Origin of the sequence: Nocardia paucivorans NBRC 100373 (genome assembly GCF_000308675.1) — a bacterium.
Classification (GTDB): domain Bacteria; phylum Actinomycetota; class Actinomycetes; order Mycobacteriales; family Mycobacteriaceae; genus Nocardia; species Nocardia paucivorans.
The window spans coordinates 518,552-534,611 of sequence record NZ_BAGE01000041.1; the positions used below are offsets into that span (position 1 = coordinate 518,552).

Below are 16,060 nucleotides of genomic sequence, written 5' to 3' on the forward strand. Positions count from 1 at the left end.
GGCACCCACCGCGTCGGTCAGGACGAGCCCAGGACTCGGCGTGTCGCGGCCACATCCCGATCCATGGCCCGGATGAGCTCGTCCAACGAGTCGAACTTCTCCATCCCGCGCAGTCGTTCCACGAAATCCACGGCGACATGCTGTCCGTAGAGATCGGCCTCCCCGTCGAGGACATAGGCCTCCACCGTTCGGGCCCGCCCGGAGAAGGTCGGGTTGGTGCCCACCGAGATGGCGGCCATAGCGGGTTCTCCCGGGGTGACGGTGCCGATGACGGGACCGGGATCGAGCACGGTGAACCAGCCCGCGTACACCCCGTCGGCGGGGACAGCGGCATGCATCGGCGGAGCGATATTGGCGGTGGGGTAGCCGAGGGTTCGGCCGCGGCCGTCCCCGCGCACCACCACCCCTTCGACCCGGTGCGGACGGCCGAGCGCCTCGGCGGCCGCGTGCATGTCGCCGGCGTCCACACAGGCGCGGATGTAGGTGGAGGAGAACGTGACGGCGTGCTCACCGAGCAGGGTGACCGAGTCGACCTCGAAACCGAAGCGGGCGCCGAGCTCTCGCATGGTCTGCACCGTCCCGGCGGCCTTCTTGCCGAAGGTGAAGTTGTCGCCCACCACCACTTCCACCACGTGTAGCCGTTCCACCAGCAGGTCGTGGACATAACTGGCGGGGGTGAGTTTCATGAACTCCTGGGTGAACGGCATAACGCAGAACACGTCGATGCCGAGTTCCTCGGCCAGTTCCGCGCGCCGGGCGAGGGTGGTCAGCTGCGCCGGATGCGAACCGGGACGGATCATCTCCATCGGATGCGGATCGAAGGTCATCAGCACCGCCGGAACCCCGCGGGCGGCGGCGGACTTCACCGCTCGGCTGATCAGTTGGGCATGGCCCCGATGGACACCGTCGAACACCCCGATCGTGAGCACACACCGACCCCAGTCCGCGGGCATATCGTCGAGACTTCGCCATCTCTGCACGGACCGAAGCCTACGCAAACCTGAGCTCGAACAATATTCGGGCCTCGGGCGCCACGATGAAGTCGAACACCGGATTTCCCGCCTCGGAGCGGATGGCCAGGCCGTGAGAGCGGGATGTGTGAAACGGGTACGGGTTGCCTAAGCTCGTAGTGTGCCCGGTAAACGAGACATCGCCACCCGACGAGAACTTGCCGATGCCGGAGAACTCGCGGCGGGCACCAATGCGGTCGCACCACTGTCATCGGTGGCCCAGGACTATCTGAAGATCATCTGGACGGCCCAGGAATGGTCCCAGGAGAAGGTGTCGACCAAACTGTTGGCCGAGCGGATGGGGGTCTCGGCGTCCACCGTCTCCGAGGCGGTGCGCAAACTGGCCGATCAGGATCTGGTGGAACATGCCCGATACGGGTCGATCACGCTCACCGAGGCAGGCCGCCGGGCCGCCGTTGCCATGGTGCGCCGCCATCGGTTGCTGGAGACGTTTCTGGTCAACGAGCTCGGCTACGGCTGGGACGAGGTGCACGACGAGGCGGAGATCCTGGAACACGCCGTCTCCGAATTGCTGATGGCCCGGATCGACGCCAAACTCGGTTTTCCCGATCGCGACCCGCACGGCGATCCCATTCCCTCCGTCGACGGCGCCGTACCCACTCCACCGGCCCGCCGGCTCAGCGATTTCACCGCGGGGGAATCGGGACGGGTGGCCCGGATCTCCGATGCCGACCCGGATATGTTGCGCTACTTCGATTCGGTGGGAATTGCCCTGGACACCCCGATCGAGGTGGTGGAACGCCGGGATTTCGCGGGCACCATCGCCGTGCGTATCGGACGTGACAAGGCGCCCACCGATCTGGGCAGTATCGCCGCCGAGGCCATCTGGCTCTGCGTGTAACGGCGTCGGCTCCGCCGGCGGCCTGAGTTCGGGGTTCATCCGAGACCCGGGCGCCACCATTGCCCGGGACGGCCTCCCCGTGTTATGCATATTGTCAACAATCCGACAGTAAACAATGCCCGGTTCTTTATCGGCGTCATTCCCGGCCGATACCCGCCCGAAGCGTCGAGAGGCGGACACCATGACCCAACTTTCCCCGGTTCTGAAACAGGCCACCCCGGTGACCGTCGACCACGGCTCCGGTTGTTATCTGTACGACACCGACGGACGCCGATACCTGGATTTCACCGCGGGTATCGGGGTCACCGGCACCGGCCACTGCCACCCGCATGTGGTGGCCGCCGCCCAAGCGCAGGTCGCCACCCTGATCCACGGGCAATACACCACGGTCGTACACCGACCGCTGCTCGAACTCACCGAGCGGTTGGGCACGGTGCTCCCGGCCGGCCTGGACTCGCTGTTCTTCGCCAACTCGGGCAGCGAGGCGGTGGAGGCGGCATTGCGACTCGCCCGCCAGGCCACCGGCCGCCCCAATGTCATCGTCTTCCACGGCGGCTTCCACGGCCGCACCGTCGCGGCCGCCAGTATGACCACCTCCGGGACGCGGTTCTCCGCCGGTTTCTCCCCGCTCATGGCCGGGGTGCACGTAGCCCCTTTCCCCACCGCTTATCGCTACGGCTGGACCGAGGAGGAGGCCACCGCCTTCGCCCTCCGCGAGCTGGACTACCTCTTCGCCACCCTCACCTCCCCGGCGGAAACGGCCGCCTTCATCGTCGAACCGGTACTCGGCGAGGGCGGCTACATTCCGGGTAACCGGACGTTTTTCCAAGGCCTGCGGGAACGGGCCGACCGGCACGGCATCCTGCTGGTGATCGATGAGATCCAAACCGGATTCGGTCGCACCGGAAGGTACTTCGGCCACCAGCATTTCGACGTCCGCCCCGATATCGTCACCATCGCCAAGGGACTGGCCAGTGGATTCCCCCTATCCGGTATCGCCGCGCCGCGCGAGTTGATGGCCAAGGCCTGGCCCGGATCGCAGGGTGGCACCTATGGGGGGAACGCGGTGGCCTGCGCCGCGGCGATCGCCACCCTCGAGGTCATCGAATCGGAGCGGCTGGTGGAAAACGCCGCCGCGCGCGGCGACCAGTTGCTCACCGGCCTGCGCGAAAGCGAGCACAAAGCCATCGGCGATATCCGCGGACTCGGCCTGATGGTCGGCGCCGAGTTCATCACGCCCGACGGAGGACCCGACCGGGAGACCGCCACGGCCGTGCAACAGCGCGCGGCCGAACACGGGCTGCTGCTGTTGACCTGCGGCGCGCACATGAACGTGGTCCGCATGATCCCGCCGCTGATCGTGTCCGAAGCGCAGATCGATGATGCCCTGGGCATCTGGCGAGACGTCCTGGCCGATATCTGACCCCGGTCCGAGTCGGTCACCGACCGGTGTGTCCTGCCGAATACGAACGGGAAACCACGAACGGGAAACCACGAACGGGAAACCACGAACGGAAAGCAGGGAGTATGGCCCGCTATATAACGATCGCCCTCACCAAGGCCGGTGTGCGCTGCCGGGCCCGGCTGCTCGACGACGAGGCGCCGCGCACCTGCGAGGCGGTGTGGAACGCACTTCCCCTGGAAGGGGACGCTTTCCACGCCAAATACGCGCGCAACGAGGTGTACACACTCCTTCCCCGCATCGAGTCCGCTCCCCATCGGGAGAACCCGACCGTCACCCCGATCCCGGGGGACGTCTGCCTGTTCGACTTCGAGCCCTGGGAGATCGGCAACCCGGCCTATGGCTACGAACCGGGTTCCGCCGCCCACCACGCGCAGGGCGCCACGGACCTGGCGATCTTCTACGGCCGCAACAACCTGCTGATCAACGGCGATCTGGGATGGGTTCCCGGCAGCGTCTTCGCCACCATCGAGGAGGGACTCGAGGATATGGCGGCGGCGTGCAACGCCCTGTGGTTGCACGGGGTGGCAGGCGAGACGCTCGCCGTGTCCGCCGACTCCGACGACGTGGGGCCGCGGCCCTGAGGGTTTCGGAGCAGTGTGGGGTTTCGGGCGGTGCGCCGAGGGGCGCACCGCCCCTCTACTCGCCGGCGTCCGCGCCCAGAACCGCTTGGGCGTAGCGACCCACGGCCAGGACCAGGTCGTCGGAGTGGCGAGGGCCGACGATCTGGAGGCCGACCGGCATCCCGGTGGCGGTACGTCCGGCGGGGATGCTGAGGGCGGGTTGTTGGGTGAGGTTGAAGGGGTAGGTGAACGGGGTCCACTCCGGCCACCCGCTCAGGCCGCTACCGGGGGGCACATCGTGGCCGGCGGCGAAGGCCGGAATCGGCACGGTGGGGGTTATCAGCAGGTCGAACGCCAGATGGAAGGCCCCCATGGTGATACCGAGATCGGTCGCGACGGCGCGGGCGTCGAGATAGTCGACGGCGCCGACGGTTTCGCCGTACTCCCAGATCCGTCGTAGCCCGGGATCGACCCGGTCGCGAGAGTTGGGCGGAAACTTCGCCAGCATGGTCGCAGCTCCGGCCGCCCACAGCAGTTCGAAGGCCGCCCGCGGGTCGGCGAACCCGGGATCGGCGGTATCGATCCGCAGGCCGGCGTCGGCCAGGGCCCGCACCGCCCGATCCACGATCTCGGCCACCTCGGGATCGACCTCGGCATAACCGAGGGTCGGTGAGTAGGCGACGGTGACACCCCGCACATCGCGTTGGATCTGGCTTCGGAAGGTGGTCACGGTGGGGGCGAGCGCGGTGGGGTCGCGCGGATCGGGCAGCGCGAGGATATCCATCAGCAGAGCGGCGTCCTCGACCGTACGGGTCAGCGGTCCACCGTGGGCGAGGGGGCCGAACGGCCCGGCCGGCCACAACGGGATGCGGCCGTGGGTGGGCTTGAATCCCACGATTCCGCAGAACGCGGCCGGGATACGGATGCTGCCGCCGCCATCGGTGCCCACCGATACCGGTCCCATCCCGGCGGCGACCGCCGCGGCGCTACCGCCGGAGGAGCCACCCGCGGTGGTGGTCGGGTCGGCGGGGTTGCGGGTGATGCCGGTGAGCGGGCTGTCGGTGACCGCCTTCCAGGCGATCTCGGGGGTCGTGGTCTTGCCGACCAGAACCATTCCGTCCTCCCGCAACCGGGCCGCGACGGGGCTGTCCACCTGCCAGGGGCCGCTCGGGTCGATACAGGTGGAGCCGCGTCGGGTGGGCCACCCCTCGGTGAGGAAGACATCCTTGATGGAGATCGGCACCCCGTCGAGCAGGCCGCGGGCGTGTCCGGACTGCCACCGGGCCTCGGATTCCTTGGCCTGCACCAGGGCCCGCTCGTTGTCGACCAGACAGTAGGCGTTGAGTTCCGGATCACGCTCGGCGATGGTCGACAGCACTGCTTCGGTCGCCTCGACGGGCGAGAGCGCACCGGCCGCATATGCCGAGACCAGTTCGACCGCGGTCATGGCGACGGGGTCGGTGGGACTGTTGTGGACGGGGTGGCTCATGGCTGGGCCCTCCTTCAGCCGGGTACATACCCCAGCGTCTTGTCGACGACATTGTCCAGCGGCAGACCGGCCATCCAGCGGTCGAAGTTCGCGGTGAACGCGGTGACGATCTCGGTGCGCCACCCCACGGCATCGCCCGAATTATGGGGGGTGATGCGCACGTTCGGCAGGTCCCACAGGGGATGTTCGGCCGGCAGCGGTTCCGGTTCCACCACATCGAGCGCCGCGCCGGCGATCGTTCCGTCGCGCAGGGCGGCGACCAGATCGTCGGTGACCACGAGCTCTCCACGACCGACATTGACGAACCGGGCGTGGGGTTTCATCGCCGCGAACGCTCGCGCGTCGAACATGTGCCGGGTCGTGTCGGTGAGCGGGGCGATGGCGATCACATAGTCGGCGGCGGGCAGTTCGGCGTGCAGGTCCGCACTCACCGCGCCGAAATCGGGATCGTCGTCCCGGGGGCGGCGTCCGACGGCCCGGATCCGCATACCGACGGCGCGGAGTAGTCGGGCGATGGCGCGGCCGATGGATCCGGTGCCGACGATCAATGCGGTCGCGCCGGCGACCCGTTCGGACTCCCGGTGCCGCCAGAGGTGTCGCTGCTGTAGTCGCAACGATCCGTCCAGATCCTTGGCGAAGACGAGAATCTGCCCGAGCACGTATTCGGCGATGGGCCCGTCGAAGACACCGCGGGTGTTGGTGACCACCACATCACTGTCCCGCAGCTGTGGGAACATCACCGTATCGACACCGGTGGCGGCCATATGCACCCACCGCAACCGATCGGCCGACGGCCAGGCATCGGCAATGGTGTCGATCTGGAAGTCGTGCACGAACAACACATCCGCGCCGCGCAGCGCAGCGGCGAGGCCGGACTCCTCGGTGTAACGAACCGTGGCCCGTTCCGCCACCGAGCTCATCAGGGCGGGGTCGGGCGGGTCACGGTATACGACGGTGACGATGGGGCCCGATTTCACAGTATTGCTCGTTTCCGTAGTGACGTCCGGCTGCGTACATGTTTCCACCGGTGTCCGCTTCGCGGGTGACCGTGTCCGGACATTTGCACATTGACACAGTAAGATCACATCGTATGATTGTCAACAATCCGATCGTCTGCCTCGACCGACTCGGAGGTCTCCCGGCTGAGCGCGAGAGGGGCCGCAGTGGATGCCAGCGTTTTCGATATAGACGGTCCCGTGGCGCAGCGGGGCATCGGCATCATCGCTCCCTTCGACCTGGCGCTGGAGCGTGAGCTCTGGCGGTGGGCGCCGCTGGAGGTGAGCCTGCACCTGGCCCGCACCCCGTACGAACCGGTGCCGGTTTCATTGGCCATGGCCGAGCTGGTCTCGGACCCGGACCACCTGACCGCCGCCACCCGCAATGTGCTGCACGTCGAGCCCGAGGTCGTGGCCTACCTGTGCACATCGGGCAGTTTCATCAAGGGCATCGACCACGAACGATCCCTCCGCGAGACGATCTGCCGGGCCGGCGCCCAGGACGCGGTGACCACCTCCGGCGCCCTCCTCGAGGCGGTCCGGCACCTGAATCTCACCCGTATCTCGGTGATCACCCCCTACGACGAGATCCTCACCGGAAAACTGCACGATTTCCTCGCCGAGGCCGGATGCACGGTGGCGCGCTCCAACCATCTGGGCCTGGGCGGGGGCATCTGGAAGGTGAACTACCGAACCATCGCCGAACGCATCGTCGCCGCCGACGACCCCACTGCCGAGGCCATCTTCGTCAGCTGCACCAATCTGCCCACCTACGACATCATCGAACCGCTCGAACGAGCACTGGGCAAACCGGTGCTCACCGCCAACCAACTCACCATGTGGGCCTGCCTCGGCCGGATGAAGCTACCCATGATGGGGCCCGGCAAATGGTTGCTCAACGTGTTCTGAACCGCCGGTCCGAGGAAGGAGCCCCTCCGATGGAGCAAGCGAACACCGTCGGATTCGTCTACCCCGATCATGCCGCCGAGGACGACTATCCACGGGCGGAGGCGATACTCGGCGTCCGACTGCCGGTGGCGCACATCTACGGAACCGATCTGCACGCCGTCGCGGAACTGCTCGATCTGGGCAGCCCCGAGAAACTGCGACGCGGGGCCGAACTCTTGGCTCCACACGCGCCCGCCGCCGTGATGTGGGCATGCACCTCGGGCAGTTTCGTCTACGGCCCGGATGGCGCGCGTACCCAGGTTCGCGGCCTGGCCGAGGCGGCCGGGGTACCGGCGTCCAGTACCTCCTGGGCGTTCGTGGCGGCGGCCCATGCGCTCGGGGTCCACCGCGTCGCCGTGGCCGCCAGCTATCCCGACGACGTGGCACGCCTGTTCGTCGATTTCCTCGCCGCCGCCGAGATCACCGTGGTCTCGATGTCGAGTTCGGGTATCCCGACCGCGGCCGAGGTCGGCACCCTGTCTCCGGAACGGGTGCTGGACCTGGCGGCCGCGGCCGACCACCCCGACGCGGAGGCACTGCTGATCCCGGATACTGCGATGCGCACCCTCGCGGTGCTCCCGGAGCTGGAGGAGGCGTTGGGTAAACCCGTACTCACCGCCAACCAGGTAACCATCTGGGAAGGGTTGCGCCTGGCCGGTATCGCACGAACCGCGCCGGCATTGGGCGCGTTGTTCGCGGAAAGGTATGTCCATGTCGGTCGTTGATTTCGAACCGGTCAATCAGCAGTCGACCGCCGAGATGATCGCGGACCGGCTGCGTGAGGCGATCATGCGGGGCGCACTCGCCCCCGGCGCGCAGCTGGGCGAGGCGGATCTGGCGGCCCGTTTCGGTGTCTCACGGGGGCCGGTTCGCGAGGCCATGCAACGGTTGGTCTCCGAGGGCCTGCTATATGCCATTCGTAATCGCGGCATCTTCGTCATCGACCTCACCCCCGACGATATCGTCGACATCTACCGGGCCCGAACCGCCATCGAAGGCGGCGCCCTGGCCCTGATTCTGGACGGCCGCCGCGAAATCGCCTATCGGGCGCTGGCCCCCAGCGTCGCCGAGATGCTCGCCCGCGCCGAGACAGGCGACGCAACCGGGGTATCCGATGCCGATCAACAGTTCCACGAGGTGCTGGTGCAGAGCGCGGGCAGCTCGCGTCTCGTGCGCGCGGCCCGCACTCTGCTGATCGAAACCCGCATGTGTCTGGGCGCCCTCCAGACCACCTATCACGACCTGGGCGAACAGGCCCAGGAGCATGTCCGGTTACGCGAAGCGATCGGCACGGGCGAGGCCGAACTGGCGCACACCCTGCTCCGAGAACATATGGACGATGCGGTGCGGCGGCTCGGCGCTCGTCATGCCGAGGCCCACGCCGATTAGGGCCGACCAGGGCGGATACCGCTCGGAGGCGGGACCGGACCGCCCGGCTCAGTCGACCAGTCCCCGCGGGCGCACCACCAGTACCGGCGCGGCTCGGGAGCCCTTCTCCTCCAGCAGCGCGATGGCCCGCCCATCGGCGGTGATCGCCGCATGAACGCCCGCCGTTCCGTTCGGCACCAACCATCGACCGTCGCGCAACGACTCGGTTTCCGCGGCATCGATCACCCGATGGGGGAAGGCCGTGCGAATCGCGGTATCGATATCCAGGCTCAACGCCGGGTCCTCGGCGAGCTCGTCCAGGGTGCGGGCATGGTCCAGGGTGAACGGCCCGACCCGGGTGCGACGCAGGGCGGTGAGATGGCCACCGACCCCCAGCGCGGCGCCGAGGTCACGGGCCAGGGCCCGCACATAGGTGCCGGAGGAGCATTCGACCACGACGTCCAGATCCACCAATGCGTTACCGGGCAGATCGCGTCGGGCGAGCACATCGAACCGGGACACCGTCACCGGGCGCGCCTCCAGGCGCACCTCCTCCCCCGCGCGGTGCCGGGCATAGGCGCGTTCCCCGGCCACCTTGATCGCACTGACGGTGGCGGGCACCTGCCGGATATCACCGGTGAGCGCCGCGACCGCGGTGGCGATATCGGCGTCGGTCACCGACCCCGCCGACACCTCGGTGAGGATTTCGCCCTCGGCGTCGTCGGTGGTGGTGGCCTGTCCCAGCCGGATGGTGGCGGTATAGGCCTTGGTGGTGAGGGTGAGCAGGCCGAGCAGCTTGGTAGCGCGTTCGACCCCCAACACCAGGACCCCGGTGGCCATGGGATCCAGGGTTCCCGCATGACCCACCTTCTTGGTGCGCAATAGTTTCCGCGTCCGGGAAACGACATCGTGGCTGGTCATACCACCGGGTTTGTCGATGATGAGCAAACCACCCAAACCATCCGGGCCGAGGGGGCGCGACCGCGCCGACCCGGTCGACGCTCCCGTGGGCGATACCGACGGCTTTTCCATCAGCCGTGCACGATCGCGGTGAGGATGAGCCCGTCGGTGATCAGCCAACGGCCGTCGAACGAGGTCAGTGGCGCTCCCCCATCGGTGACCTGTCCGGGCACCAACAGCTCCGAATGGAAGGTGCCACTGCCGGCGGCACCCACACCGAATGGTTCGGTGTCCACGGTGAAGGTGATGTGTGCGTCCTCGAAGCCGAGCCAGCGTCCGGTGAGCGGGAACCACGCCTTGTAGGTGGCCTCCTTGGCACAGAACAGCAGCCGGTCCAGGTGCAGATCGGGCGACGCGGCGCCGCGCAACCATTCCCGTTCCGCGGGTAGGCTCACCGAGTCGAGCACACCGTCGGGCAGTTCGGCGTGCGGTTCGGCGTCTATTCCGATCGACCGATAGCGCAACCGGTGCGCCAGCGCCGCGGCCCGGTACCCGTCGCAGTGGGTGAGGCTGCCGACCACACCGCGTGGCCAAATCGGCGCCCCGCGCTCTCCCTTACCGATCGCGACCTGCGGCTCTCCCAGTTGTTCCAGCGCCTGCCGGGCACAGTACCGGGCGCCGATGAAATCACGGCGGCGTTTCTCCACCGAGTTCGCGATCAGATGCTCCTCGGCGGGATGCGGCTTCAGGTCCTCCGGGTAGTCGAGCAGTTCGGCCGAGGCCACACCGGAGGGCAGGATTGTCTCGATCATCGTCGTCGAGCCTATCTGTCCCGCACTGCGCTGTCTCTCACAGCACACCGCGTCTGCGCTGAGCCTTGGCACGCATCTCGGCCGCCTCGGCCGCCATTTCCGGGGTCACCTTGAAATGCCCACCCCAATCGTTGAGGTCCCCGGGCCGGTAGTCGGGATCGGGCAGGATCTGGCGCAACAGCTTGTCGGGTAGGCCACGACGCTGCCATTCCCGGGGATAGCCGAGCGAGACCTCTTCGAAGCGAACACCATCGTAATAGGTGGTGCGCGGAATGTGCAGATGACCGTAGACCGCGCAGACCACGTTGTAGCGGGTGTGCCAGTCGGCGGTGCGTTCCGTCCCACACCACAGCGCGAACTCGGGGTACCAGAGCATATCGGTGGGTGTGCGAACCAGCGGGAAATGATTGATCAGCACCACCGGTGTCTGTGGGCCCAGCGCGTCGAGTCTGCGCTTGGTCACTTGCAGTCGCACATCGCACCAGGCGTCGCGGGTGAGGTACGGGTCGGGCGAGAGCAGGAATTCGTCGGTGGCCACCACATTGCGCTCCCGGGCCAATGCCAGGGCCTCGGCCTTGGTCCGGGTGCCGTCGGGCCGGAAGGTGTAGTCGTAGAGCAGAAACATCGGGGCCAAGGTGACGGCGCCGCCGTATCGTTCGGCACCCGCGCCCCGCCATACCGGGAACGGATCCTCTGGGGTGAGCACATCCAGATCCCGGCACATCGCCACCAGATAGTCGTAGCGGGCGGCGCCGCGCATCTGCACCGGATCCTTGGAGGTGGTCCACAATTCGTGGTTACCGGGCACCCAGATCACGGTGGCGAACCGGCTGCGCAGCAGTTCCAGCGCCCAGCGGATATCGTCGCTGCGTTCACCCACATCACCGGCCACGATCAGCCAGTCCTCCGGAGAATCCGGTCGGATCTCCTCCACCACCGGCTTGTTTCCCTGGTGCCCGACGTGGATATCGCTCACCGCCATCAATTTGGGAGTCACCACGGCCACCTCGGTAGATCTACTCGGCAGTACACGACAGTCATCATGCCGGAACCTCGGCGCCGACCCGAGCCCACCGCCCCGACAACGCCCGTCCGGAGACCGCCACCAGCCGTAACAGCATGAAGGCGATGAGCCCGCACCAGATCCCTCCGATACCCCACTCGAACACCAGCGACAGCCAGATGGCGGGCAGGAATCCGATCAGCGCCGCCCCCAGGGTGGTGGTGCGCAGATAGGCCGCGTCACCGGCGCCGAGCAGGACCCCGTCCAAGGCGAAGACCACCCCGGCCACCGGGATCATGATCACGAAGAACCACCACACCACCGCGGTACGGTCCAGCACCGCCGCGTCACCGGTGAACAGCGGCGGTACCACCGTCGCACCCGCCGCGAACACCACCGCCAAGACCAGGGCGAACGCCAGGGACCACTCGGTCACCCGGCGGGCAACCCGCCGAGCAACGGCGGTATCGCGTGCGCCCAGGGCGGCTCCGACCAGGGTTTGCGCTGCGATCGCCAGCGAGTCGAGGGTCAGGGCGAGGAAATTCCACAACTGCAACACCAGCTGATGCGCCGCCACCGAGGCGGCGCCGAAACGCGCGGCGACCGCCGCCGCGGAGACGAAACAGGCCTGAAAGGCGAGGCTGCGTGCGATCAGGTCACGGCCGAGCACCACCTGCGCGCGCATTACCGACGGACGCGGTGCGAACGACACCCCCTCGCGGGCCAATGCCGCCGAGAACAGCGCGGCCGTCACCACTTGACCGATGAGGTTGGCCACCGCCGAACCCGGCAGCCCCACGGCGGGCACCCCGAACCATCCGTGCACCAGTACCGGGCACAGCAGCGCCGACAACAGCAGACCCGCCACCACGTACCGCAGTGGGCGACGGGTTTCCTGCACACCGCGCATCCAGCCGTTACCCGCCATCGACACCAGGATCGGCGGCACCCCGAACAGCGCGATCCGCACCCAGGTCAAGGCCTCGGCCGCGATATCTTCCCCACCGGCGATGGACGCGGTCAGCGGTACCGCGGCGATTTGCGTCACCAACAGGATCGCCGATCCGATTCCCACCGCGAGCCACGTCGCCTGCACCCCCTCCCCCACCGCACCGGGGCGGTCACCGGCCCCGTGCCGACGCGCCGAACGGGCGGCGGTGCCGTAACTCAAAAAGGTCAGCTGCGTACTCACCTGGGCCAGGATCAACCCACCGACGGCGAGTCCGGCCAGGGGGAGGGCGCCCAGCCGGCCGACCACCGCGAGATCGAACAGCAGATAGATCGGCTCCGCCACCAACACACCCAGGGTCGGCAGGGCCAGGCCGAGGATCCGTCGCGGGCCGGCGGCGATCATCGGCGCGTCTTCGGTGGGCGTGTCCTGCGCGATCTCCGTCGCCATATCGTCATAGTCGGCGTCGTCGGACTGCTCGCCGACCCTGCATTCGCTCACCGAACCTCCATCCACACCGCACTCGTCCGGTGACCGGCGTCGAACGCGACCACACGGCACCCTCGCACGAATGGCCGACTCACGCTCCCCTACGAACCCTGGCCGAGACCGACCGCCGAACCGGAATGCGCCGAGCATGAGCTCGTATACGCCGGTACGGAAAGTACGGCCGACCCCGAATTCGGCGCTATCGTGCGCCGACCGGTGTCATCGACGCTATTCCTCTTCGCGGTCGCTCTTGTACGGGTCGGCGTCCCCCGCATACCGCGCATTGGCCGCGACCTGCGCGACGGCGTCATCGGCGGCGCGGGCCTTGGCCAGCAGGTCCTCCATCTGGCGCGCGGCGTCGGGAACGGTGTCGAGTACGAAGGTCAGGGTGGGGGTGAACTTGACGCCGGTACCGGCGCCGACCTTCGACCGCAGGACACCTCTGGCCTTGGCCAGTCCGGCCGCGGCGCCCTCGTAATCGGGCTCGGCGTCGATGGTTTCCCCCATTACCGTGTAGTACACGGTGGCCTCGCGGAGATCACCGGTCACCTTCGCATCGGTGACGGTCACGAAACGCAGCCGCGGGTCCTTCACCTCGTACTCGATGGCGGTCGCCACGATGGACGCGATCCGCTTGGCGAGTCGGCGTGCCCTGGCTTGGTCGACCATGGCCGCTCCTTCCTCAGTTTCTCGTTCATGCGACGGGTTCACCCGAGTGAACGATCCGTCACGGGATCCCCGGCGCGGGCACCGGATCACCGCATCTCAGTCCTCGGGGCCGAAGACACGGCGGCGGACCGCCAGCAACTCCAACTCCGGGCGGGCGGCGACATGCCGCTCACATTTGTCCAGCACCGCGGTCAGGTGATCCATTCCGGCGCTGACCATGGCCACCGCCAGCAGGGTGCGGCGATAGCGGTCGTGTTCACCCGCCTCCGCGGTGCTCACGCCGAAACGCTGGAGCTCGGCCAATACCGGCCGGATCACCGAGCGTTTCTCCTTCAGCGAGTGCACATCGCCGAGCAGAATGTCGAACTCGAGTGCACCGAGGTACACACAACCTCCCGGTCGCCGGGCGCGCGGAACACCTCATCCGCCCCGCACACCGTGGTCGGAGGGCACGGCGCGGCCGGGCGATGCGTCATCGCACCACCCGGCCCCGTCGTACCACGATTCAGTCGCGCGGCTTCTCGCGCAATTCGTAGACCTCGATGATGTCGCCCTCCTTGATATCGGAGTAGGTCAGCGTCATACCGCATTCGAAGCCTTCGCGGACCTCGGTGACATCGTCCTTCTCCCGCCGCAGCGAGTTGATCGTCGTCGAATCCGCGATCACCACATTGTCGCGAAGCAGGCGCGCCTTGGCGTTGCGCTTGACCGTGCCCGAGGTGACCATACAACCGGCGATATTGCCGATCTTCGACGAGCGGAAGATGGCCCGGATCTCGGCGCGACCCAGTTCGACCTCTTCGTAGATCGGCTTGAGCATGCCCTTGAGCGCGCTCTCGATCTCGTCGATGGCCTGGTAGATCACCGAGTAGTACCGGATATCCACGCCTTCGCGGGTGGCCAGTTCGGTGGCCTTGCCCTCGGCCCGGACATTGAACCCGATGATGATCGCGTTCGATGCCGATGCCAGGTTGACGTTGGTTTCGGTGACACCACCGACACCGCGGTCGATAACCCGCAGCCGGACCTCGTCGTCGACCTTGATGGCGAGCAGTGCCTCTTCCAGGGCCTCGACGGTACCGGCGTTGTCACCCTTGAGGATGAGGTTCAGCTCGCTGGTCTCCTTCAGCGCGGCATCCAGATCCTCGAGGCTGATCCGCTTGCGGCTGCGCGCGGCCAGGGCATTGCGCTTGCGCGCATTGCGCCGGTCGGCGATCTGCCGGGCGATCCGGTCCTCGTCCACGACGATCAGGTTGTCACCCGCGCCGGGCACCGATGTGAAACCGATGACCTGCACCGGACGTGACGGCAGGGCCGCCTCCACGTCCTCGCCGTACTCGTCGACCATCCGGCGGACACGACCGTAGGCGTCGCCCGCCACGATCGAATCACCCACGCGCAGCGTGCCGCGCTGGATCAGCACCGTGGCGACCGGACCGCGACCGCGGTCGAGGTGGGCCTCGATGGCGACACCCTGGGCGTCCTGATCGGGGTTGGCCCGCAGGTCGAGGGCGGCGTCGGCGGTGAGCAGCACCGCCTCGAGCAGCTGGTCGATATTGGTGCCTTGTTTGGCGGAGATGTCGACGAACATGGTGTCGCCGCCGTACTCCTCGGAGACCAGGCCGTACTCGGTGAGCTGCTGACGGATCTTCTGCGGGTTGGCACCCTCTTTATCGATCTTGTTGACCGCCACCACGATCGGCACGTCGGCCGCCTGGGCGTGGTTGATGGCCTCCACCGTCTGCGGCATGACGCCGTCGTCGGCGGCGACCACCAGGATCGCGATATCGGTGGCCTTCGCACCACGGGCACGCATGGCGGTGAACGCCTCGTGACCGGGGGTGTCGATGAAGGTGATGGGCCGGTCCTCGCCGCCGAGGTGGGTCATCACCTGGTAGGCGCCGATGTGCTGGGTGATACCACCGGCCTCGCCCTCCCGGACGTTGGCCTTGCGGATGGTGTCCAGCAGTCGGGTCTTACCGTGGTCGACGTGACCCATGACGGTCACCACCGGCGGACGGACCTCGAGGTCTTCCTCGCCGCCCTCGTCCTGACCATAGGTGATGTCGAACGACTCCAGCAGTTCGCGGTCCTCGTCCTCGGGGCTGACCACGTGGACGACGTAGTTCATCTCGCTGCCGAGCAGCTCGAGCGTCTCGTCGTTCACCGACTGGGTCGCGGTGACCATTTCACCGAGGTTGAACAGCGCCTGCACCAGCGCGGCCGGGTTCGCGTCGATCTTCTCGGCGAAATCGGACAGCGACGCGCCGCGGGCGAGCCGGATGACCTCGCCGTTGCCACGGGGCAGCCGCACGCCGCCCACGGAGGGCGCCTGCATCGAGTCGTATTCCTGGCGCTTCTGCCGCTTCGACTTGCGGCCACGGCGCGGGGCACCACCGGGGCGTCCGAACGCGCCGGCCGCACCACCGCGGCCACCGGGACCACCCGGACGGCCACCACCGCCGGGACGACCGCGGAAACCGCCACCGGCCGGGGCGCCGGCACCCGCGGGTGCGCCGCCACCACCGCCGCGGTAGCCAC

General features: G+C 67.6%; 16 protein-coding genes. 6 read left to right on the plus strand and 10 right to left on the minus strand.

The features are described from left to right. Positions 1–17 precede the first annotated feature (17 nt). Positions 18–980 (minus strand): bifunctional riboflavin kinase/FAD synthetase, encoded by a 963-nt coding sequence (locus tag ON32_RS13940; RefSeq protein ID WP_051133204.1) that lies wholly within the window; start codon positions 978–980, stop codon positions 18–20. A 235-nt stretch (positions 981–1,215) separates the two neighbouring features. On the opposite strand from ON32_RS13940, the gene ON32_RS13945 reads away from it, so the two are divergent. From ON32_RS13945 to ON32_RS13955, 3 genes are all read left to right on the plus strand, one after another. Further along, positions 1,216–1,872 carry a metal-dependent transcriptional regulator gene (locus tag ON32_RS13945; protein ID WP_051133238.1) on the plus strand — a complete coding sequence of 219 codons (657 nt, stop codon included), beginning with the start codon at positions 1,216–1,218 and terminating at the stop codon, positions 1,870–1,872. A gap of 181 nt (positions 1,873–2,053) precedes the next feature. Beyond that, positions 2,054–3,295, plus strand: a complete 1,242-nt coding sequence (locus ON32_RS13950) for an aspartate aminotransferase family protein (protein WP_040791200.1) — start codon at positions 2,054–2,056, stop codon at positions 3,293–3,295. A gap of 104 nt (positions 3,296–3,399) precedes the next feature. Further along, on the plus strand, positions 3,400–3,918 hold the full coding sequence (locus ON32_RS13955; protein ID WP_040791201.1) for a DUF3830 family protein: 519 nt from the start codon (positions 3,400–3,402) through the stop codon (positions 3,916–3,918). 55 nt (positions 3,919–3,973) lie between these two features. On the opposite strand, the gene ON32_RS13960 is transcribed toward ON32_RS13955, so the two are convergent. Together ON32_RS13960 and ON32_RS13965 are read right to left on the minus strand one after the other, a co-directional pair. After that, positions 3,974–5,386: an amidase gene (locus ON32_RS13960; RefSeq protein ID WP_083874460.1), complete on the minus strand. Its 1,413-nt coding sequence runs from the start codon at positions 5,384–5,386 to the stop codon at positions 3,974–3,976. Between the two features lie 14 nt (positions 5,387–5,400). Continuing rightward, the gene (locus ON32_RS13965; protein ID WP_040791203.1) at positions 5,401–6,363 is read right to left on the minus strand and encodes a D-2-hydroxyacid dehydrogenase; all 963 of its coding nucleotides are present in this window, start codon (positions 6,361–6,363) and stop codon (positions 5,401–5,403) included. Between the two features lie 186 nt (positions 6,364–6,549). Here ON32_RS13965 and ON32_RS13970 point away from each other — a divergent pair, with 186 nt between their 5' ends. From ON32_RS13970 to ON32_RS13980, 3 genes are read left to right on the plus strand one after another with little or no spacing between them, the layout of a single operon-like run. Then, positions 6,550–7,290, plus strand: a complete 741-nt coding sequence (locus tag ON32_RS13970; protein WP_040791204.1) for a maleate cis-trans isomerase family protein — start codon at positions 6,550–6,552, stop codon at positions 7,288–7,290. Between the two features lie 29 nt (positions 7,291–7,319). After that, a complete protein-coding gene (locus ON32_RS13975; protein WP_040791205.1) occupies positions 7,320–8,054 on the plus strand; it encodes a maleate cis-trans isomerase family protein in 735 nt (244 codons plus the stop codon). Next, on the plus strand, positions 8,041–8,718 hold the full coding sequence (locus ON32_RS13980) for a GntR family transcriptional regulator (RefSeq protein ID WP_085995187.1): 678 nt from the start codon (positions 8,041–8,043) through the stop codon (positions 8,716–8,718). The genes ON32_RS13975 and ON32_RS13980 overlap by 14 nt, the downstream gene beginning before the upstream one ends. A gap of 48 nt (positions 8,719–8,766) precedes the next feature. Here the strand turns inward: ON32_RS13980 and truB are convergent, their stop codons facing one another. The 7 genes from truB to infB form a co-directional block, all read right to left on the minus strand. Beyond that, a complete protein-coding gene (gene truB / locus ON32_RS13985; RefSeq protein ID WP_245551032.1) occupies positions 8,767–9,618 on the minus strand; it encodes a tRNA pseudouridine(55) synthase TruB in 852 nt (283 codons plus the stop codon). Positions 9,619–9,728: 110 nt separating this feature from the next. After that, complete coding sequence (gene npt, locus ON32_RS13990; protein ID WP_040791207.1) at positions 9,729–10,409, minus strand: 4'-phosphopantetheinyl transferase Npt; 681 nt, start codon at positions 10,407–10,409, stop codon at positions 9,729–9,731. Positions 10,410–10,446: 37 nt separating this feature from the next. Further along, on the minus strand, positions 10,447–11,406 hold the full coding sequence (locus tag ON32_RS13995) for a metallophosphoesterase family protein (protein WP_083874496.1): 960 nt from the start codon (positions 11,404–11,406) through the stop codon (positions 10,447–10,449). A gap of 43 nt (positions 11,407–11,449) precedes the next feature. Continuing rightward, a complete protein-coding gene (locus ON32_RS14000; RefSeq protein WP_040791365.1) occupies positions 11,450–12,766 on the minus strand; it encodes an MATE family efflux transporter in 1,317 nt (438 codons plus the stop codon). Between the two features lie 312 nt (positions 12,767–13,078). Next, the gene (gene rbfA / locus ON32_RS14005; RefSeq protein WP_040791208.1) at positions 13,079–13,519 is read right to left on the minus strand and encodes a 30S ribosome-binding factor RbfA; all 441 of its coding nucleotides are present in this window, start codon (positions 13,517–13,519) and stop codon (positions 13,079–13,081) included. 96 nt (positions 13,520–13,615) lie between these two features. Then, on the minus strand, positions 13,616–13,906 hold the full coding sequence (locus ON32_RS14010) for a DUF503 domain-containing protein (protein WP_040791209.1): 291 nt from the start codon (positions 13,904–13,906) through the stop codon (positions 13,616–13,618). A gap of 118 nt (positions 13,907–14,024) precedes the next feature. Beyond that, positions 14,025–16,060 (minus strand): translation initiation factor IF-2 (gene infB / locus ON32_RS14015; protein WP_040791210.1); only part of this gene is annotated, 2,036 nt, incomplete at its 5' end.